Genomic DNA, 20,385 nt, shown 5'->3' on the forward strand with positions numbered 1-20,385 from the left:
TTCTTCTCTTGTCGCAATATTTTCTTTCACTTGAAAGTAATGACTCTCTAGTGCTGGATTCTGTACAAAATTGTCATATTCTTTGACAGTTAACTCTGTAAATTTCATTCTAGCTTAGTTCCCTTCTTTTAAATGTTTATTTCTTTTTATCTTTAATTTTCTTTAATGTCGTATAAATTTTGTACATTGGTTTATTGATTGGTTTAATAAAATCACCAACATATTCTACTACCTCTGCATTAAATCCTTTTTTGAATTTCACTACACCAGCATCTTCTGCATCTTCTGTGAAATGACCACTAATGCCATAAAAATTATACCTATCAATATTATGGTCGATAGCATAGTTAATCATTTTCCATTGAATGGCATAACTACCAGCAAAATGCCTAAACTCGTTTGACGTTCCCCCTGCATAATATACAACTTCATAAGGATTAACGATGAAATATGCTGCTGAGATTGGTAGTTCATTACCATGTTTCTCTTGTAAAGCTTTAGCTTCATCAATTTTTTGTTGATTCGCTATAAGTTGTTGCTCTAGATTATCTTTTTTATTATACGCCTTTTTATTTTCAGGTCTTTTCTCGATATCCTTTACAGCTTTATTGATATCTTTGCTTAATACCTCACGTTCAGCTTGCAATTCTTCAATATATTCATCGAAATCCATATAAGCTAAAGGTACTAGAACACGATTTTTATAGTATCTTAATCTATTATAGTAAAAATCATCGTCTCTATCGTCAAAATCTTTAGTTTCTGATGTATCTTCCATAAATGAGCGGAAAATTGGCAACTCATCTTCCCCTAAGAATCTAACTTTCACGCCATTTTTTTGTACTTTTTTAGTATTTCGTTTACGTAAACTATCCATACCGTTTAGTACATCTTTAGCAGTTTTACCTGCTAAGTCCAGTACAGAGTGAAATCTAATTTGGATAATTGAATCGAAACCTGTTAAAAAACCTTGATGCTTGTATCCAAGTTGTTTCATTTTATCGAAAACCCAATCATGGCCAGCATTTTCCAATACTTCACCATCATGATTACGATATTGGTAAGCTAAATAAGGGTCAACTCTTAAATAAAGCGCATTATGTTTTTTTACATATTTTGATAATTCATTGAAAAAATAATGTACTAACTCTTTATTTTCAAAATCTATAACTGGCCCTCTATTAGTGTAAAAATATTTAAAGAATTTCATTACTGGTACCGCAGTTAATAAGCAAGCTGCGATAACTTCGTTTTCATTATTTTTTATGCCTACTAAATGTGTTTCAGTACTTTCTGCAATTTTTAATTCATAATTACCTACCATTTGTGTAAAATGACTATTTGGCATTTTATCTGTAAATGCACCAAATTCTTTTGCAGTTAAATTCGTAAATTTCATTTTTGTATACTCCTAATTGTCTATAATTCTTTTTCGAGTTAAACTTCAATCTTAATTATTATACAATATTCATTCATAAAACAAAATCAAAACCCTGTTCATAAAGCTTTATATTCATTGTCTGTCTTACAATTATTATCGTTACTTCTATTCTAACAAAGTATTTCCATTTAATCTTTCATCAGCATTAGTTTAATTATTAAAAAGTATTATAATATTCATTTACTTACTAAACAACATCTTATAACAATAGGATGGTGAAATGATATTTCAGCTTTATATTAAGCTATTAAGATAAGTAATCATACATAAACTGCTTTAATTCAGCCTTCTTCAACTATGATTAACTTCAAATGTTATTGTCTGTTTAGTTATTTCTTAAAATATAATAAAAACTGGGAAACTTAATAAGTCTCCCAGTTTTTTATTAGTACAAATAAATAACTAATTCATTATCATTGTACTTATTTTAATGCATCTCGTAACGCTTTACCGATAGCAACACTTGATTGTGGGTTTTGCCCAGTGATAAATTGACTATCTGTTTCTACATGCTCGCTAAAGTTTTCTTTAGTTATGAATTTAGCGCCTTGATTTTCTAATTCTGTTTGAGTTAAGAATGGCACTTTATTTTCTAAGCCCATTGCACGTTCTTCTTCATCTGTAAACGAAGTAAGCGTAACCCCGTTAACTAAGAAATTACCTTGTTTATCTTTGGCACCAACAAATGCACTTGGCCCATGACACACTGATGAAATGATTTTATCTTCGTCTTTAAAATCAGCTAATATCGATGATAACTGTTGATTGTGTGCATAATCAAATACCGTGCCGTGACCACCAGGTAAATATACAGCGTCATATTGAGCTACGTCTATTTCTGCAATGCTTGGCACATCTTTAATTTTTGCTACAAATTCTGCATACTTATCTAATTCATTATTCTGTGTTGAATTTGGATCTAATGGAACAGCTCCACCTTCAATAGAAGTTAAATCTACAGCAATGTCTGCTTCAGTTAATATATTATAAGGCTCGCTCGCCTCTTCTAACCATAATCCTGTTGGTGTTCCATCATCATATTGGTCTCTACTTGTTAGTATGAATAAAACTTTTTTGCTCATTTTATATCACCTCTTCATAAAATAAGAATTATCTTTGATAAAATATATACCAATAATCCTCTGATAATCTGTTACCCTTATTTTAACAAAATTATACATAAAATTATTGTGGAATTTTATTGATTAAGTGCATTTCTTATAGATTTTAAGTAATTCAACATATTTTTTTCACTATCATTTTCAAACCGTTTAACAATTTCGCTACCTATAACTACACCATCTGACGCCTCTGTAATATCTTTAACATGTTCAGGTGTTCGTATACCAAACCCAGCAACTACGGGCACCTTAGATTTAGATTTTATTTTTTTTATTCTATCTTTTAAATCTGGATGAAACTTACCATTTTCACCCGTTGTAGCATTCATCGTTACAGTATAAATAAAACCTTCTGCTTCTTTAGCGATTTGATTACTTCGAGATTCAGATGTTGTCATAGCGATTAATGAGATGATTTTTGTTTGTCTTTGTGGGTGTCGTGCTTTAAATTGTTGCACTAATTCATGTGGTAAATCTGGTATGATTAATCCATAAACACCCGCACGCGCACATGCTTGTAAAAAGTCTGTCTCACCATAATAGTTGATGATATTATAATATGTCATTAACACACAATCACTTTCGATTTCATTACGATGTTCTGTGAGTTGATCCAAAATAAATTGTATATTTACTCCTTCTTGGATTGCTTTGCTACCAGCATCCATAATCACTGGCCCGTCAGCAACTGGATCTGAAAAAGGGACACCCACTTCAATAATATCTGCACCGACATTACTCAGTGTTTTTACATTTTCAATAAAATGCTTATTTCCCATTACATATGGTATAAATAATTTATGCATGTGTGTCACCTTCCTGTTTCATATAATTTCTAATCGTTTCCATATCTTTATCACCGCGACCTGATACTGTAACAACAAGGATTTCATCTGAGTCCATAGTTGGTGCTAAAGTTTCAACATAACTTAAAGCATGCGCACTTTCAATAGCAGGAATAATACCTTCAGCTTTAGTGAATCTAACAAGTGCATCCATTGCCTGTTTATCACTTGCAGTTGCATACTTCACTCTGCCGATATCATGATAATACGAATGTTCAGGGCCCACGCCAGGATAATCTAATCCAGCTGAAATAGAGTGCGCTAATTCAATTTGTCCATGCTCATCTTGAATCAGATACATCTTCGTACCATGTAACACGCCTTCTTTACCTTTATTTATTGCTAATGCATGTTTGTCAGACTCAAAACCTTCACCAGCTGCTTCGACGCCATATAACTTCACGTCATCTTCGACGAATGGGTAAAACGTTCCAATTGCATTTGATCCCCCGCCAACGCAAGCAACAATAGCATCAGGCAAGCGCCCTTCAATCTCTTGTACTTGTGATTTAATCTCAGTACCTATAATTTTTTGGAAATCTCTTACAATAGTAGGAAATGGATCTGGGCCTAAGGCAGAACCTAATAAATAATGCGTATCTTCTACATGACTAACCCAATATTGTAATGCCTTGTTCACTGCATCCGACAGCGTTCCTTGACCTTCTGTTACTGGTTCTACTTTGGCACCTAATAATTCCATGCGAAAAACATTTAATGATTGTCTTTTAATATCTTCTTCACCCATAAATACAACAAGCTCCATATCAAACAACGCCGCTACCGTTGCACTAGCCACGCCATGTTGACCTGCACCTGTTTCAGCAACTAGTTTGTTTTTTCCCATACGTTTAGCCAACAACGCTTGCCCAAGTGCATTATTAATTTTATGTGCACCAGTATGGTTTAAGTCTTCACGTTTCAAGTAAATTTTGGCACCACCTAATGATTCCGAGTATGACTTAGCATAAGTCAATGGTGTTTCACGGCCTACATAATCTTTTAAATAACCATCAAGTTCTTCTTGGAATTTAGGATCTTCTTTTGCTTCTTGATAAGCTTTTTTAAGTTCTTGTACTGCCGGCATTAAAGTTTCCGGTACATACTGCCCCCCATAATTACCAAAGAAACCAAATTCATCTACTTCTGTTTGAATGTTTTTAACCATAATTAATTAGCTCCTTTTACTAGTTCTATTATTGATTGCATTTTACATATATCTTTATCGTTATTTGTTTCTATGCCACTAGCAATATCATAACCACCATGTTGCAGCGATAATTTTTCAATCTTTTGGATATTTTCATAATTGATCCCACCTGCAATCAAATAATCAATATCTCTAATAACTTCCAACATTTTCCAATCATACACTTTACCTGTACCACCATAATTTTGTGATGGTGTGTCTATAATAAATTGGTCTATTACATATTTATAATATTCAATTGCTGTCAGTAATGATGCACTATCTTGAGCTGGCAAAGCTTTAATAATTTTTATATCTTTATCTTTTTGTCTTATATACGAAATGGTAGACAATGGTTCCTCACCGTGCAATTGAATTGATGTGATACCAGTTTCTTCTATTAAACTATCTATCACCTTATATTCAGGATTCACCAAGATAACGACCTTTTCTTTACCTTCAGGGATAATATCTGTAAATTGCTTAATAGTTTGTATATCAACAAATCGCTTACTTTTGGAAAAATGAATAAACCCTATAGCATCGATGTCCATATCTTTTGCTTTTTTCACATCAGCTAATTGACGAAAACCACAAAATTTTAACTTCATTTCTTCACCTTATTTAATTTTAATCCTGGTAAAAACTGGCTCAAATCATCACATTTCATTAACGATTCACCAATCAATAAACCATCAATACCAGAATCTACTATATTAGCTACATCTTGTTCATCACGAATGCCACTTTCTGAAATATAATAATAACCATCTTTTTTATTTTCTAAAATTTCATTAGTATGCAAAACATCTGTGACAAACCTTTTTAAGTCTCGGTTATTTACGCCAATAATCTGTGGATTCAATTGATAAGCACGTGATAACTCTTCTTTATCATGCACCTCAACAAGTACTTCTAAGTTTAATGACGTTGCATATTGATATAACTCTTTTAATTGCTGATCGGTTAAGACATTGACAATCAATAGAATAATTGAAGCGCCTGCTTTTTTAGCTACATCTATTTGTACTTTATCTACGACAAAGTCTTTGCATAATACTGGTAAGTCAGTTTGCGTAGTCAAGGATTGTAAACGTTCATAGCTACCACCAAAATACTGCTCATCAGTTAATATTGATACTGCGTTTGCTCCGTTTACTTCATAATCTTTAACTTGTTGCACTAAATTTCTACCAGGTAATTCATTTAATGTTGGGCTTTTAGATTTAATTTCTGCAATAACTGCTAAACGATTCGATTCATCTATTTGTGCTTTAAATGTAGTTTTATGTGAAATATCTACATCATCAAGTGTTTTTAATTTTTCTTCATAATAGCCCTGTTTGAGCAAATCCTTTTTATATAATACGATTTCATCCAATATAGTCATACGTTTTTCCTCCCATTTTGTTATATTGTGCTAATGCTTTACCTTCATCAATTAATTTCTGTGCTTTATTTACACCTTCTTGAATTGTAGTCACTTGCTCTGATACATATAATGCAATACCAGCATTCAATACAACGACATCTCTTTTGGCACTACGATCTGTTCCATTTAAAATATTTTTAGTGATTTCTAAATTTTCAGCTGGTGTACCACCGATTAGATTTTCATTTGGCGCATAATCTAACCCAACATCGTTAGCATTTAAAGTGTATGTTTTAACACTCTCATTTGCGTTCACTTCATATATAATATTGTCTCCAGACAAGGTAGCTTCATCCATACCGTTCGCCCCATACACTACAATTGCTTTTTTTCGTCCTAAATCTGCTAACGTTTGAGCAATCTTGTCTAGTTTTGAAGTTTCATAGACACCCATAACTTGATAATCTAATTTAAAAGGATTTATCATCGGTCCTGTTATATTAAAAATTGTTGGATTGCTCATATGTTTTCTTATAGGTTGTATTTGCTTCATAATTGGATACGTTTCTGTCGCGCTCAAAAACGCTAAACCTGTATCGTCCAATTGGCTAGGTGTCTGTCCTACAGAAGTCGTTTGAATTTGCATAGCATTTAGTAAATCTGTACTACCTGATGATGATGTAACACTTTTATTACCATGTTTAATAACTGGAACATTGGCACTCGCAATTATAAAAGAGACAGTAGTTGAAATATTGAAGCTATTAGATTTATCTCCACCAGTACCGCACACACACATACTATTTGGATAGTAAGGCTGTTGATCATACATAGAATGAATCAAACTTTTAACAATGTATGTTAACTCTTCCTGTGTGATATTCTTTTCTGAAAATGAAGCTAAGTATTCTATTTTCACTTCATCTTTCACATCTTCAGAAAGAAGTAACTCGATAAACGCATTCATTTGTTGTTGATTTAATGGTTTATATTGTTTGAGTAATGCTTGTAATTCCATGCTTTCCAACCTCCTCTACTATATTTAAAAAGTTTTTAATAATTTGTTCCCCAAATTCAGTTGCGAATGATTCAGGGTGATATTGAATACCATAATGTAATAACTGCATATGTTCGAATGATTGAATACAATCTTTCGTTTTTGCTGTAATCGATAAAGATTCAGGCATCATCTGTGGGTTGCTAATAAGTGAATGATATCTCATTATTTCAGAATATTCTGGAATATCAGTATATAACTTTGTTTCTTTTATAATTTGCATTTGATCTTTTTTACCATGCATAATATTTTCACTTTGAATTACATCACCCTGATGATAACAAGTTAACGCTTGTGCACCTAAGCACACACCTAATATAGGTTTGTTTTCATAGTGCTTAATAACATTTATTAGATTATCCGTATCTAATGGATGACCCGGCCCAGGCGATATCACTATACCATCAACATTCAAATTATAAATACTTGGATCGTCTGGATACTTAATAATCACTTCTTTATGCTGGGCTATCATATCCACTAAGTTATAAGTAAAAGAATCATAGTTATCGACAATTAATATCATGGTGATACCTCCAATAAACTTTTTGCTTTCAGTTTCGTTTCTTCCAGCTCTTTTTCAGGTACAGAGTCATATACTACACCACAGCCTGCTTGCACATTCACATGCGTTTCATCAATCATCATCGTTCTTATTGCTAATGCAAAATCTAAATCATGATTACAATTAATATAGCCAATACCACCACTATAAACGCCACGCTTATATGGTTGTGATTCATAGATGCGTTGGATTGCTCTGAGTTTTGGTGCTCCCGACACTGTGCCTGTAGGTAATAAACTTGCAATTACAGTCATTGGTGAATAATTATTTTTTAATTTACCAGTTACTTCACTCACAATGTGCATTACATGTTCATAACGTTCGATTGTCATTAGTTTTTGAATTTTTGATGTGCCTGTCTGACTTACTCTATGAATGTCATTTCGTCCTAAATCAACTAGCATGCTATGCTCACTTAATTCTTTATCATCATTTTTTAACTGCGCTTCATTTAATTGATCTTCATCTTCGGTAGCGCCTCTTTTAATTGTTCCAGCAATTGGATTAGTGATTACAGTTTCACCATGTACTTTTACAAAACTCTCAGGCGAACTTCCGACAATGATAGGTTGATCCATATTCATATAATACATATATGGACTTGGATTTTGCCGTTTTAAATTTTGATATAGCTGATACGATAATGGTTGTAGTTGTTGACCAAAAAAGTGTTCATAGCTATAAATAATTGATGGTACAACTTGGAACATGTCGCCTTGTTGAATAAGTGTTTTCATATGTTCAACCGTTTCAATAAATTGCGTTGGTTGCATATTGGATTTTATGTCCTTCTCTATTGAAAGATGTTCAATTTGTGTTGTATAAATTTTAATTTGTTGCAACTCTGCCACACGACGTTGCACACGTTCTTGTAATTGTGAGTCATTATCATTAGAAAATAAGTTTGTCGCTATAACATATAAATGTTCTTTATAATGATCAAAAATATAAACATCCTCTACCATATGAAATTTCGTGTCGTGTTGTGGGTGGTCTGCTAATTCAATTTGCTTTAATACCGGAAATTCATGTCTTACTAAATCAAAACTACATGATCCAACGAATCCGGAGATAAATGGTAATTGTGCCAATATTTCGTCATCTATCGCCGTTTTGTATTGATCAATAAGTTCCTTCATTTTGTCATATGGTTGATTACGTTCTATGTTTATTCCATTCGGTGTGTCTACAGTCATTGCATCATTGTCCAAAGTAATAGATCCATACGTGTCGAAAATGACAATAGAATAACGCCCTTTTAATTGAGATTGATCTGAACTTTCTAGAATTATTTTATTATTTCTTAATCTTGCTAGAGCTTCCGGGGTAACTTCAGCATTTAATTTTTGATATTGTACTTTCATATTACTTTCCTCCTTATAAAAAAATCAGCATCCTTAAACAATGTTCAAGGACGCTGACGCGCGGTACCACCTAAAATTAGTAGATAATCTAGTTTCTTAAAAACCATCTACTCTCTCTTTGTTATATTCATTTGTAATCCAACAAAACCCAATTTCAGTATATGTAGGTGTTAGTTCGCATCAACCACTAACTTTCTGTAACTACCTAATCATCACTTACTTCATTTTGTCTTCCAATTTAGTTCAATTTTAGTATAAAAAAACACCACGCTAACGCATACTGTAAGGACGCGTTACCGTGGTGCCACCTTAGTTAACAAGTTCATTGTTCACTTTAATTGCTATTTAATTTTCATTTAAAAGCCCAATTCACAATATATGCAGTGCTAATTTCCATCAACCATTAGCTTTCTTATTGCTACATCACATATTTGCTACTTTATCTTTCAAATGGCAACTTTTGTTGCGATAAGTAATTAAGTAAAATCCTACTAGTATAAATCGAATTTGTCAACATTTAAATTTAATTTGTGAATTTTACTGTCGTTTTCCACGGTATATCAATTGCTGAAAAACTTTGTATTTACACTTTTTATCGTAATCTATCTTCGTTATTTTGATATTTTTCATAATTATCTTTCGGTGCTACTTTTTTAATAATATTTGCACCTATTGCAAATAAAAACAAGAATATAATTGGATGATATGGTATCTTATGATTTGCAAATGTTACATAAGCAGCATATAGCAATACTAAAAGCCAAAATATAGTAAATAATACAGCTCTCAAACTCGGTTTTTTCATAGTTTATAATCTCCCAAATTTTATTTGCTTTTTTAAAACAAAATTTCAATTATATTTTGTTTTAGTTAGTCACTCTCTATTTTAAAACTATCACAGCAAGATGCAATAGCTAAAGTGAAAATTGTGGTTAGATGGTGTGAAAGACAATTTTAAAATTAGTAAGCTAGAATCTTCTTTCACTTACTTTCTCTTTGTATTAAACAATAATTGGCATCATTTCTTTCATTGCACCTTTAAATAAATTTCCTCATAGATACAATATGTAATGACTCATTATTCGGCTTATCAATAGTATAATCATCGAATATAAAGTAACCGCTATCTTTATAAATTTTAATATTCTTTTTAATATTCATACGAACTTTACATATAATTTCTGATACATCATTACTTTTAGCATATGCTTCTAGTGACTTTAATAGGTTCTTTCCTACGCCTTGTCCTTGACATATAGGATCTACAGATAGGCGATAAAAATTCATTTGATAATTATCTATTTTAAATCTAGCCATTGCCACTGGTTCATCTGACTCATATGCGATTAAAGCTTTTTCTCCTTCTTGCGATAAGGCTTTAGTAATACCGTTTTCTGTTTCCTCTAAAGCGCTAGATGGGATTATATCATTTTTGTATTCTGAAAACGCTCTAATCATCAACTTGTGAATTATAGGTGCATCAGAAATTATTGCTTGCTTAAAATGCATCTTTATTCATCCTCTCTTTGCTTAGAAACTGTTATAAACAATTGGATTCATATTCTTAATTAAAAAAACTACAAATTAAAGCATATGCTTTATCTCTCCAATAAATAAAAGAGCGAAGTATAGGCTAAAACCAATAAGTAAAAAACCTGCAACTATAGATGTCCATTTAGTAAATGTATGATTCACAAATTTTCGCGTGTAGCTAATTATTCCCATTAATATAATGTCATGAATCAATATTCCAAATAATATACCGGAAGCTACCAATAGAAATTGATATCCACTCACATTATTAATTGCTGTGGTAAGGGCAGTGCCAAATACTCCAATCCAAAACACTATATTTGATGGAGTAACAGCCATCATAATCCCTCTGCCATAAGACTTAATTAAAGATTTTTTGCCTATGTTACTACCAGAGACATCTAGAGGTTGCTTTGCCTCTTTAATACTTTCTATCCCAATATACATTAAGAATAAAAACCCTATTAGCCACATTGCTATTTCTACTGCTGGAAGCATTAATATTTCTGAAAAACCAAAATAAATAATTAGTATCATAATCAAGTCTACTGTCATACCGCCTATACCAACAAACCAACCATGAAAGAATCCGTTTTTCAAGCCTTGTTTTGACATTTCAATCGTCATAGTTCCTGCTGGTAAAGATAAGGTGATACCTAAAATTATGTAAGATATAAATAGTGAGATCATATTTAGCAAAACTCCCTTTATTACACTTGTATGTATGTACGCTTTATTTACTTTTCCAATATTGTTATTACCTCAAATGACATATTCATTTTAGTTTTTCTCTGTATAATTAAAATGAATATTTTGTCATAGGCTCCCTAAATGACAGATTTTTCAGTTTATTATACACATATGTTTTAGGTAACTTTAAAACCAACAAGTAAACATCGCGCCTAAATAATTGTATCATCAAATCTTTGGAATGTAATTAATTTTTATACATTTTTTTACATTATTATAATATATTTATTACATTGCCTTAGACATCTTATCGAAAATCAAATACTTATTTGTAAAGAATAATAATATAATTTCAAATTCTAACATATAAATAAATTCAACCAAATACTACTTAGAAAATACAATTATTGTAATTCTATAAAAATAACCTATCTCAAATCAGATAGGTTATTCTTTCAAATATTAAATTAATGATGTTATTAATTATTAATCTAATCACCAAGGTAATTAAATGTATACTCTTCTTCAAGTACAACTTCAAATACTAGTTTATAGCATATACTTTTCGTTTCAAGTAATTATAATGCTTATTAATATTGTTGTTATTGCTATTCGTAATTTTTTATTGTTTATATCTTATTTTATTAAAATAATTTTTGTCCGCCTAATAAATAATTTAATATCATAAGTTGTTCGGGCACGCTGTTTGGTGATACATCAGAATGAATCGATATATTATCATCGTCTAAATCAATACGCTTAAAATAATTATTATCTATTTTTATTATTTGTTCATAGTAAAATTTAACGTTTTCGCAGCAAATAACAAACTTTTCTTGTTTATTAGACTGAGCTAAATAATCATTCACTTTTGGGGTAACGTCTTCATCTCTTAATCCTTTTAAAAATCGTTTATCATTCATAAACATATTTCCACCAATATTAAGTAGAGGGTCGACTGCTAATACTTTATAATCTGACATCGCTCCATGATACAGTGCTCCTGACCCGCCTCTAGAAAAACCATAAAATACAACATTTTCTTTTAAAACCCCTAAATTATTCGTAACTTCTTTTATTGCTTCTTGTATCTCATCTTCATACAAAGGATTATTGGTTGTATTAACATAGAACGAGCCATGAGAAACGTTCAAATCCATTATTCTCATAATATACACATTTTTAATTAAGCTTCTTTCAATATTATCAAATGTAGGAGGGAACATTCTGACAGGTATTTTAGCGTTATCATACATTTTATTACTGGGCATCCGAGCAAAAATAACTAATAATTTTTTGGGTACTTTATTGTTAATTTTACGTCCACTCGGTTGATTTAATTTATACAAAATATTTTTATATCTATTGAGCTTATGCTCTTCGCTAAATAATTTATAAGTATGTTCTCTTTTACAAAAACGAGAAACTGAATTTTTATGCAAATAAAGGATATAATCATTTGCTAATAAATCTTTATAAACACTTTTTATATCATTATTCTCTCGTGATAATTCTAGTAAGTTTTTTTCACTACCGGTATTCACAAAGATTTTTTCTTGACCAAGAAATTCTATATCTTTATAAGAATTATATATTTTCATATGCTCTAGATGTCTCCTATTTTATACTGTCTATAAACTCATAAATTAATTGGTTAGAATTTAAAAGTCTAGTATTTAAATATTTTTGTGGTACTGTGTATTTTTGGAAAATATTTGCTTTTATTTTTTGGACTAATGCATTTTCATCTCGAGCAACAATTGGTAAAAAGTCTTGATACATATCATTATAAATTCCACGTACTAAATCAAATTCAGGAAAATCTTTCATTAATAAATAAAATGGTTTATTGATATGAATTGCATCAAAAAAGATTGATGAATAATCGGTTACTATAATGTCTGAACTTATAATTAGCTCTTGAATATTTGTATTATTATTTACAGTAATAACATTTTTCATACCCAGATTCCATGAAGGTTGATTATCCATTGTATGTGCTTTGTTTATAATAATATAATCATTTCCTAATTGATTTAATATTTTACGAAAATCGGCCATATATTTTTTGTTTTTATTATGTTCAGCAACTTTATAATTATAATCACGCCATGTAGGTGCGTATAATATCACCTTTTTCTCTGGTGGAATATTATTTTTGATTTTTATATCTTTAATTAATTCATTATTATCTTTATTCTCTACTAACCATTGATTCCTTGGGTACCCTGAATTTAATATTTTACTTTCACCTATGTCAAAAGATGATTGGAACTTCTCTTTAGCTGCTCTTGAGTCAGATAATAAATAATCCCATCGAGATATATCTTTTTTTTGCTGAACTTTATGATTAGGATTCAATGAAATCATTTTAATTTCGTTTGTATCAAACAACATTTTCTTAAAAGGTGTACCATGCCACAACTGTATCCACTTTTGTCCTTCTTTTTTTCTAAAAGCTAGAGGAATCCAAGACTCTGCTATAATAATATTTGATGAATAAAATGTTTCAAAGAATTCTTGGGATCGTGGCTCTACTCTATATTCCTCTGGAACATTTGTATTGAATGTTGCTATTTTCAAGAAATTATTTGTGTATTTATTTTTTAAATATTCAAAAAGATATTTAGAATTACCAGTAAATGAATAGTCATACCCTAGCATTAAAATTGATTTTTTCTTCATATCTTTATTCAATAATATCTCTAATTCTTTGTTGTTCTTTTTAGCTCTTCTAGAATGCACTTTTCTTCTGGCCTTATATATTAAAGGCTTCAAATAAAAATTATTATTTAATGTGTTTTTTAATTTTTGTTTCTTTAATTTTTTATCAATTTCTCTACTTTGATAAAAGTTCAACCTGTTTTCTTTGTGAAGATTAAACAGTTTCTTCATTAATTTCACATCTAATTTTTTTACAATTCCTTGTTTAAAAGCATAGTCATATAAAGGTATAACACCTTTTGGAACTTCGATAACTGGGGAATTCTTATTTATAATCTGCATACTTGATAATATAAAATCGTTAACTATCTTCTTATCACTTGGCAATCTTTTTTCCGCGTATAACATTGTTCTATATATTAGATATTTATTTAAATGATATGGGGAAAATTTGTTTTTAAATCCATTATGCAATTGAGCAGTGGCATCATTCATTGCAATTAAAAATGAATCTCTATGTTTCAAACTGTCATGATTAGTTTTAGTTGTTGATTCATTATGAACGCGAATTTTATATAAAATATTTGAAACAATTGGGATTCTATTTGCTCTTAAAGTTGCTTTTACATAAAATAATAAATCTTCGTATATATACCCTTCGCCGTATCTTATATTATGATTATCTAAAAATTCTTTTCTATATAATTTATTTACCGTGAAATAAGAAGAGCAAGATAAAAGCATTTCACATGTTTCACGATATAAAGCTTTTTTACTTTGATATTTTTCTTTGTTTACAAATATTGTTTCATTTCGATCAGGATAATAATATGCCCATTCAAAAATAACAAAATCATTTTCATATGTCCCTTTCAGTCTATCAAATGATATTTGAATAGCATCTTTAGTTAGCAAATCATCTGAATCTAAAAATAAAATTGCTTCACCAGTTGCATTATCAATACCAAAGTTTCGTCTTGCACCCTGTCCCTTATTTACACCATCGTTAAAAAACCTGTAGTTAATACCTTTATTACTTGGCTTACTAATAAAATCTTCTATTATCTTTACAGATCCATCTTCAGACTCATCATTAATTAAAATCACTTCGATTGCACCATTAAAACGCTGATTTTCAATAGAATTCAACGTTTCTTTAATATGTTGTTCAGCGTTAAATACAGGAATTATAATACTAACATCATGTTCCAATTTTTTTCCTACCCTTCAAAATAAGTTCGTTTAATACTTAGGCATTTTTTTGCCTATCTTTAACCTCTTAAGTATTCTTACAAGTAAAGATGGGTTTTTAATCTGTATTATCTCGTTTAAAGTTTTATCTACAATCAATATATCGCATCCCAAAAACACTTGTAGCCATGAAACTTTAGCCTTATATATATTACGGCTAAAATCGTTAAATTTCTTTTCTAATATGACAAAGAATCTTTCATTATATAATTCAGCTTTGGCAAACCTCTTACGCTTACTATAAATATATACATCAGAGTCATTTGGTATTCCAAACGAGTTTGGTGAAAAACTAAATTGTAACTCCCTCTTTGTAAAATCATAATTTTGGATAAATAAACTAATTTTATTGAAATATCTATAATATGGAAATGATTCGTTTTTCAGATAATATAAATAATTTTTATGACTGTTAGGAACTTTTAATTTGTCTATAACTGACACAGAAATATACTCGAACATTTTTCTTGCACTTGAGATGAATTCTAAATCATTCAACACAAAACCAAAGTTAATTTTGGATTGATTACGTTCTCTTATATATTCTAAAAAATGGTTAGCTAGTAGAAATTGAATGTATTCTATTGCTTTATCATATTTCCCTACGGAGTGTCTTATTAGTTGGAAGTAATTCGCCTTTATTTGATACGTGTAGCGGTTGGAGGAATCCCACGCAGTATTACTTAGCGAGAAATTATCATTTCTATTATAAAAATAAGTGGCCTTTTTTATTAATCCATAAAATCGCTTTTCTAAAAATATAGAATTAATCAATTTTGCATCTTCCCAATAACTTATAGTTTCATCAAATCGATACTTTTCGTGGCTAAATATTTTTTTTCTAAAAACCACTCCCCCAATATGATAATGTATACTCTGCGTATTTTTAATTATATCTACAAATTCAGTTTGAGAATTAAATTTATAATTTAAATTATTATTTCTTGTTTTCCCATTTTCAACTATGGTTATAGGCGTAACTGCTATATCTATTTCATTATTCCTTCTAAAATAGTTTAATACATATTCAAAGAATTTCTCTCCTAGATAATCAGAATCATCAACAAAAGTCACGAACTGTGTATTTTCACTTAGAACTTCTAACGCAGTATTTCTGGCTGAGCTAACTCCTTGATTAGATTGATTAATTACTTTTACGTTACTATAACCTTTAAATTTATTAAGTATATTACTTGTACCATCTGTGCTTCCGTCATTAACAATAATAATTTCATCTTCAAAAAAAGGTAGCTTACGCAAAATATTAAGCAAAGTCACTTCAATTGTAGTCTCACTATTGTGAACAGGAACAATAACTGAAAACATTTTATTCCCCCAATTACATAATTCACATTTTCAACATAAAAGTTATTAGTATCCCTGCACTAATAACTTTTATGTTGAGTTTTGCTTATTCGTTTCTAAACACACTAAAAACTCCCATATCAATAGTGTGCCAAGTTAATATAGTTTCATTAAAAATTAACTGAAATTTCAAAGTTGGATCATTGGTATTCCCTCTATATTCTATAAATTCTATAGATATATTCCAACTAAAACAATCTAAATATATTATACATATAATTAAATTTAATACTATTTAAAATAAAACAATAAAGTAATTCCAAATATTTTAAACAACAAATAAAAATTGACTAGACTTTATCAAGCAGGCATCATATATTTAATACATTTAATTTATCATTGAATTGTTTTACGTTAATTAAATTTAACACAACGCATATATATATTCAATATACATTTTTGTGTTTTATTAATTTATTAGATTTTGCTACTCTCTCATTTGAGTATTATAAAATTAATTTAAAATACTTTTATGAGTTAATTAATTTGCACACATTTAATATAGTTCAAAAAGCATAAATATAACTTAAATTCATCCTGTGACACATTAACATTTGTGAGAAAAACTTTTCCGAACTACAATTAGATAATGAACGCAAATCAAACTTAGAATCATTGTTTTCTAGTGTGAAAACTAACCTAAGTGTTACTATTATCACTCAATCATTAAAAACAAGAGTAGATAGTATGTATATAAATTATCGGCAATTAGGTGGGTATAAACGGTTGATAGGATTAATAGCCTATAAAGAAGAATTAATTGATAATGTCTTTAAATCTCTAGGGAAATATGGTATTAGTAGTTTTGGAACAACGTAAAAAATAATAGTACTATTTTTTATTGTTAAAAGTGAAGGTTAAACAATGGATATATTAAAAAAGATAATGTAGATTGCAACTTTCGCATTCAGTAGTTATTCGAATTGTTAGTATGGGTACTTCTGATCCAGTTGGTGTTTAAATATATTAATTGATAGGAAATTGCCTATGTCGATAAACAGTCCTCAAAGATACCATTACCGAAGAAAGTAAATTGACAAAGTTATAAATCATTATTAATGAGGTGTTTTTATATGACTAAAGTCTCAAACATATTATTAACGGCAGTTTTATGTACTATATATGCCCTAGTAATAATATTTCTAGTTTCAAATAATACTTTAAGTACAATACTTTTACCTGTGGGTTTATTTATAATAATTTATGGTATTAGTAAACTTGAACAGAAATTAACAGAAAATGATAAGTAAGTTTTCAACGTGACAATAAGTAAAATAGGCGATTATGTCACACCCAAAAACCCCTCACTCTTCTCAGTAGTGAGGGGTTTGGTGTATCAAATGCAAATATCCTTGTTAACTATATTATAATATCGCGAAAAGTAGGAATACAAAGTGCTTATTTTATGTAATATATTTATTCAGTAGTCATATTTACAAATGAATTTCACACCGTTTGTACGTATATTTATAAACAATCATTAATCTCAAATTAATTTAAATCTTTTCCTTCCATCTTATCTAGTTCTTTTTCCATTTTTTTCTTCTTATCTTTTTGTGCGCTATCCCATTGGCCAAGTAGAAACAACAATCCTATAACGCCAAATATTATAGCTCCCCATATATTTAACCCCAGCTTTTCTGTTAAATACAAATAAATGAGAACGATTACAAATATAACAGGCACAATCGCCCCCACTATTTTATTTCCTGTTCTAGATAAAAAATATTGAATTGCCAATAACACCGCATATAAAATAGCTGGTGATAATGTTGCTAAAATGTTCAAGTCAATCAATCTCCTTTTTCATTATTATAAATTTCTAACAATTGTTTAGCATCATTTAAATCTAACCTTTCTTCTATTACTAACTTTCTTACGTAATTAACTAATGAGCTTTTTTCATTATCTTGAGTGGATTCAATACGTGCAATTACATTATCCAAACGTTGTCTAATTGTTGGATATGATACTTCATAATGTTTTGCCAATGACTTTAACGATCCAGAATTCATGACAAAGTTTTTAATAAATTCAAAGTCTGATTTTTCTAAATTAGCCATCCATATAGGTAGGTCATTATTCTTCAATAAAATCGCCTCTTATCAATCACTATATCAATTTATTAAATAATATTAAACGATAATTAAACATTATTTAAATAAAATTTAATAATATTAAAAACCAACCATAAATACCCTTCAACAAAAATTTCACTACAGTATTATTTATTTGTATAGTTTTTATTTATATAGTTACTTTTCAAAATATTGTAGTCTACAGTCCATTATAAGTCCCTTTACTAACCACATTGTGATTTTTTAAGATTCTCGATAGCACAAATAGTGCGGTATCCATGAAATTTTGCTATCTCCTCTAAATTTTGTCCGTATTATATTATGTAATTTTTTATATCAATTTTAATTAATAAATGTTTATTAGTAACTTACTTAGAGATAAAAAGTTAGTTCGTAGTGATCTCTTTTATCAATTAATTTACTTACCATAATAAACACCACTGTTTAATTTATATATTATCATATTGGCAGTGATTTGGGCCGACTCCTGCGGGAAGAGCACTAGCCGAAGGCTACAGGCTAAGGCAGTGCCCGCGGAAAGCGTGCACAAAAAAACTGCCAACTAAGTCAGAGACTTTGTCGACAGTCTGAGAGTATCCACTTAGGGTTCCTCTCATACATAATCCTAATGTTAAATTCAACTATATTTTCCAACATCTATCGCTATATACAAACTGCTTAGGTTACAGTTCTCTTCGAAATATATCTAAATTATTGTATGTGTGATTGTATAGGAGCTAAACAATATGCATGAAGCAGTGCTTGAGTTGCTTTTAACGAATCTATATGCGTACGCTCTAGTGCATGTGAAGATTCAATACCTGCACCAAATAAGCCATGTCTGATATCAGCGCCTGCCTTTAATGCTGCAGATGCATCCGAACTATAATATGGATAAATATCTACTTTATAAGGGATGTTATTAAGTTGGCATAAATTAACTAGTTGTTCACGTAACGCTTTATGATAAGGGCCTGATGCATCTTTCGCACAAATTGATACTGTATATTCATCAGATGTTTGACCATCACCCAACGCTCCCATATCAAAAGCTATAAAATCAACAATTTTTGGTGATATTGAAGCATTTGCCCCGTAACCAATTTCTTCATTGTTTGAAATATAGAATTGTGTCGTATGAGGTAGTGTTAAGTTTTCATTATTAATTGTTTTTAAAAACTCTAAAATCATTGCCACACTAGCCTTATCATCTAAATGACGTGATTTTATAAATCCTGATGATGTGATTTGAGTCCTTGGATCAAAACTTATAAAGTCTCCTACATCTATACCTAGACTTTCAGTGTCTTCTTTTGACATCACTTTTTCATCTAATCTAACTTCCATGTGTTCAACATTTCTTGGTATATCGTCATTATTACGATACACATGGACACTCGTCTCATGTAAACAGATGGTACCAGTATAAGTTTGTCCTGACGAAGTTTCTATTTCACAATATTCTCCTTCAATTGCGTTATAACTAAAGCCACCAATCAAGTCCAAGGCTAATCTTCCATCTTCTTTAATTTCTTTTACCATAGCACCAAGCGTATCAACATGTGCAGTGATACATTTTTGGGCTTCATCGTTCTCACCTTTCACAGTGATCAGCAATGCCCCTTTTTTCGTTAGCGTTGTTGTATAACCTAAATGTTCAACTTCATCTTTAACGTAATTAATTGCCTTTTCTGCGTGTCCTGATGGGCTATTAATTTCTGTTAATGCTTGAATTGTGGTGAAAATTGATTCAGTCATGCAATCCCCTCCTAATATATGTAAGTCTATTTTAACTTTTCTCTTCGAAATTTGGTATAATTGTACAAAAATCCTTAACAGTTATAATTAAA

At 30.1% G+C, this 20,385-nt stretch carries 19 protein-coding genes; all 19 read right to left on the minus strand.

Features of this window, described 5'->3' with window-relative positions; translation table 11 throughout:
- The coding region (locus tag ACF91D_RS18300; RefSeq protein WP_392437541.1) for a hypothetical protein at positions 1 to 108 on the minus strand (108 nt) is incomplete at its 3' end.
- 28 nt (positions 109 to 136) lie between these two features.
- A complete protein-coding gene (locus ACF91D_RS18305; protein WP_069793092.1) occupies positions 137 to 1,399 on the minus strand; it encodes an aminoacyltransferase in 1,263 nt (420 codons plus the stop codon).
- 464 nt (positions 1,400 to 1,863) lie between these two features.
- Complete coding sequence (locus ACF91D_RS18310; RefSeq protein WP_039066582.1) at positions 1,864 to 2,523, minus strand: type 1 glutamine amidotransferase domain-containing protein; 660 nt, start codon at positions 2,521 to 2,523, stop codon at positions 1,864 to 1,866.
- Between the two features lie 116 nt (positions 2,524 to 2,639).
- On the minus strand, positions 2,640 to 3,368 hold the full coding sequence (gene trpA / locus ACF91D_RS18315; protein ID WP_069793093.1) for a tryptophan synthase subunit alpha: 729 nt from the start codon (positions 3,366 to 3,368) through the stop codon (positions 2,640 to 2,642).
- A complete protein-coding gene (gene trpB, locus ACF91D_RS18320) occupies positions 3,361 to 4,575 on the minus strand; it encodes a tryptophan synthase subunit beta (protein WP_069793094.1) in 1,215 nt (404 codons plus the stop codon). Before trpB ends, trpA begins: the two co-directional genes overlap by 8 nt.
- 2 nt (positions 4,576 to 4,577) lie before the next feature.
- A complete protein-coding gene (locus ACF91D_RS18325; RefSeq protein WP_069793095.1) occupies positions 4,578 to 5,207 on the minus strand; it encodes a phosphoribosylanthranilate isomerase in 630 nt (209 codons plus the stop codon).
- Complete coding sequence (gene trpC, locus ACF91D_RS18330) at positions 5,204 to 5,986, minus strand: indole-3-glycerol phosphate synthase TrpC (protein ID WP_069793096.1); 783 nt, start codon at positions 5,984 to 5,986, stop codon at positions 5,204 to 5,206. Before trpC ends, ACF91D_RS18325 begins: the two co-directional genes overlap by 4 nt.
- Positions 5,970 to 6,986 carry an anthranilate phosphoribosyltransferase gene (trpD, locus tag ACF91D_RS18335; RefSeq protein ID WP_069793097.1) on the minus strand — a complete coding sequence of 339 codons (1,017 nt, stop codon included), beginning with the start codon at positions 6,984 to 6,986 and terminating at the stop codon, positions 5,970 to 5,972. Before trpD ends, trpC begins: the two co-directional genes overlap by 17 nt.
- The gene (locus ACF91D_RS18340) at positions 6,955 to 7,551 is read right to left on the minus strand and encodes an anthranilate synthase component II (RefSeq protein ID WP_069793098.1); all 597 of its coding nucleotides are present in this window, start codon (positions 7,549 to 7,551) and stop codon (positions 6,955 to 6,957) included. The genes trpD and ACF91D_RS18340 overlap by 32 nt, the downstream gene beginning before the upstream one ends.
- Complete coding sequence (locus ACF91D_RS18345; RefSeq protein ID WP_327620603.1) at positions 7,548 to 8,954, minus strand: anthranilate synthase component I; 1,407 nt, start codon at positions 8,952 to 8,954, stop codon at positions 7,548 to 7,550. Before ACF91D_RS18345 ends, ACF91D_RS18340 begins: the two co-directional genes overlap by 4 nt.
- 592 nt (positions 8,955 to 9,546) lie before the next feature.
- Positions 9,547 to 9,759, minus strand: a complete 213-nt coding sequence (locus tag ACF91D_RS18350) for a hypothetical protein (RefSeq protein WP_069793100.1) — start codon at positions 9,757 to 9,759, stop codon at positions 9,547 to 9,549.
- Positions 9,760 to 9,992: 233 nt separating this feature from the next.
- Entirely contained in the window at positions 9,993 to 10,463 is a 471-nt protein-coding gene (locus ACF91D_RS18355; RefSeq protein ID WP_327620604.1) for a GNAT family N-acetyltransferase, read from the minus strand.
- 75 nt (positions 10,464 to 10,538) lie between these two features.
- Complete coding sequence (locus ACF91D_RS18360) at positions 10,539 to 11,177, minus strand: LysE family translocator (protein WP_069793102.1); 639 nt, start codon at positions 11,175 to 11,177, stop codon at positions 10,539 to 10,541.
- A 644-nt stretch (positions 11,178 to 11,821) separates the two neighbouring features.
- On the minus strand, positions 11,822 to 12,778 hold the full coding sequence (locus ACF91D_RS18365; RefSeq protein WP_327620605.1) for an accessory Sec system protein Asp2: 957 nt from the start codon (positions 12,776 to 12,778) through the stop codon (positions 11,822 to 11,824).
- A gap of 16 nt (positions 12,779 to 12,794) precedes the next feature.
- Positions 12,795 to 15,053, minus strand: coding sequence for a bifunctional glycosyltransferase/CDP-glycerol:glycerophosphate glycerophosphotransferase (locus tag ACF91D_RS18370; protein ID WP_327620606.1), 2,259 nt, complete (start codon positions 15,051 to 15,053; stop codon positions 12,795 to 12,797).
- Positions 15,054 to 15,083: 30 nt separating this feature from the next.
- Positions 15,084 to 16,418, minus strand: a complete 1,335-nt coding sequence (locus ACF91D_RS18375) for a glycosyltransferase family 2 protein (RefSeq protein ID WP_327620607.1) — start codon at positions 16,416 to 16,418, stop codon at positions 15,084 to 15,086.
- Positions 16,419 to 17,948: 1,530 nt separating this feature from the next.
- Complete coding sequence (locus ACF91D_RS18380) at positions 17,949 to 18,245, minus strand: hypothetical protein (RefSeq protein ID WP_069793106.1); 297 nt, start codon at positions 18,243 to 18,245, stop codon at positions 17,949 to 17,951.
- A 5-nt stretch (positions 18,246 to 18,250) separates the two neighbouring features.
- On the minus strand, positions 18,251 to 18,547 hold the full coding sequence (locus ACF91D_RS18385; protein WP_327620608.1) for a DUF2089 family protein: 297 nt from the start codon (positions 18,545 to 18,547) through the stop codon (positions 18,251 to 18,253).
- A gap of 699 nt (positions 18,548 to 19,246) precedes the next feature.
- Positions 19,247 to 20,293 (minus strand): M42 family metallopeptidase, encoded by a 1,047-nt coding sequence (locus ACF91D_RS18390; RefSeq protein ID WP_327620609.1) that lies wholly within the window; start codon positions 20,291 to 20,293, stop codon positions 19,247 to 19,249.
- Positions 20,294 to 20,385: the final 92 nt, after the last annotated feature.

The sequence above is a fragment of the Staphylococcus sp. 231237_7MaSpsaltlick genome, assembly GCF_043107035.1.

Bases quoted from the DNA above. Each gene is read 5' to 3' on its own strand.
- ACF91D_RS18305 (WP_069793092.1), bottom strand. From the start codon at position 1,399: ATGAAATTTACGAATTTAACTGCAAAAGAATTTGGTGCATTTACAGAT.
- ACF91D_RS18310 (WP_039066582.1), bottom strand. From the start codon at position 2,523: ATGAGCAAAAAAGTTTTATTCATACTAACAAGTAGAGACCAATATGAT.
- trpA (WP_069793093.1), bottom strand. From the start codon at position 3,368: ATGCATAAATTATTTATACCATATGTAATGGGAAATAAGCATTTTATT.
- trpB (WP_069793094.1), bottom strand. From the start codon at position 4,575: ATGGTTAAAAACATTCAAACAGAAGTAGATGAATTTGGTTTCTTTGGT.
- ACF91D_RS18325 (WP_069793095.1), bottom strand. From the start codon at position 5,207: ATGAAGTTAAAATTTTGTGGTTTTCGTCAATTAGCTGATGTGAAAAAA.
- trpC (WP_069793096.1), bottom strand. From the start codon at position 5,986: ATGACTATATTGGATGAAATCGTATTATATAAAAAGGATTTGCTCAAA.
- trpD (WP_069793097.1), bottom strand. From the start codon at position 6,986: ATGGAATTACAAGCATTACTCAAACAATATAAACCATTAAATCAACAA.
- ACF91D_RS18340 (WP_069793098.1), bottom strand. From the start codon at position 7,551: ATGATATTAATTGTCGATAACTATGATTCTTTTACTTATAACTTAGTG.
- ACF91D_RS18345 (WP_327620603.1), bottom strand. From the start codon at position 8,954: ATGAAAGTACAATATCAAAAATTAAATGCTGAAGTTACCCCGGAAGCT.
- ACF91D_RS18350 (WP_069793100.1), bottom strand. From the start codon at position 9,759: ATGAAAAAACCGAGTTTGAGAGCTGTATTATTTACTATATTTTGGCTT.
- ACF91D_RS18355 (WP_327620604.1), bottom strand. From the start codon at position 10,463: ATGCATTTTAAGCAAGCAATAATTTCTGATGCACCTATAATTCACAAG.
- ACF91D_RS18360 (WP_069793102.1), bottom strand. From the start codon at position 11,177: ATGATCTCACTATTTATATCTTACATAATTTTAGGTATCACCTTATCT.
- ACF91D_RS18365 (WP_327620605.1), bottom strand. From the start codon at position 12,778: ATGAAAATATATAATTCTTATAAAGATATAGAATTTCTTGGTCAAGAA.
- ACF91D_RS18375 (WP_327620607.1), bottom strand. From the start codon at position 16,418: ATGTTTTCAGTTATTGTTCCTGTTCACAATAGTGAGACTACAATTGAA.
- ACF91D_RS18390 (WP_327620609.1), bottom strand. From the start codon at position 20,293: ATGACTGAATCAATTTTCACCACAATTCAAGCATTAACAGAAATTAAT.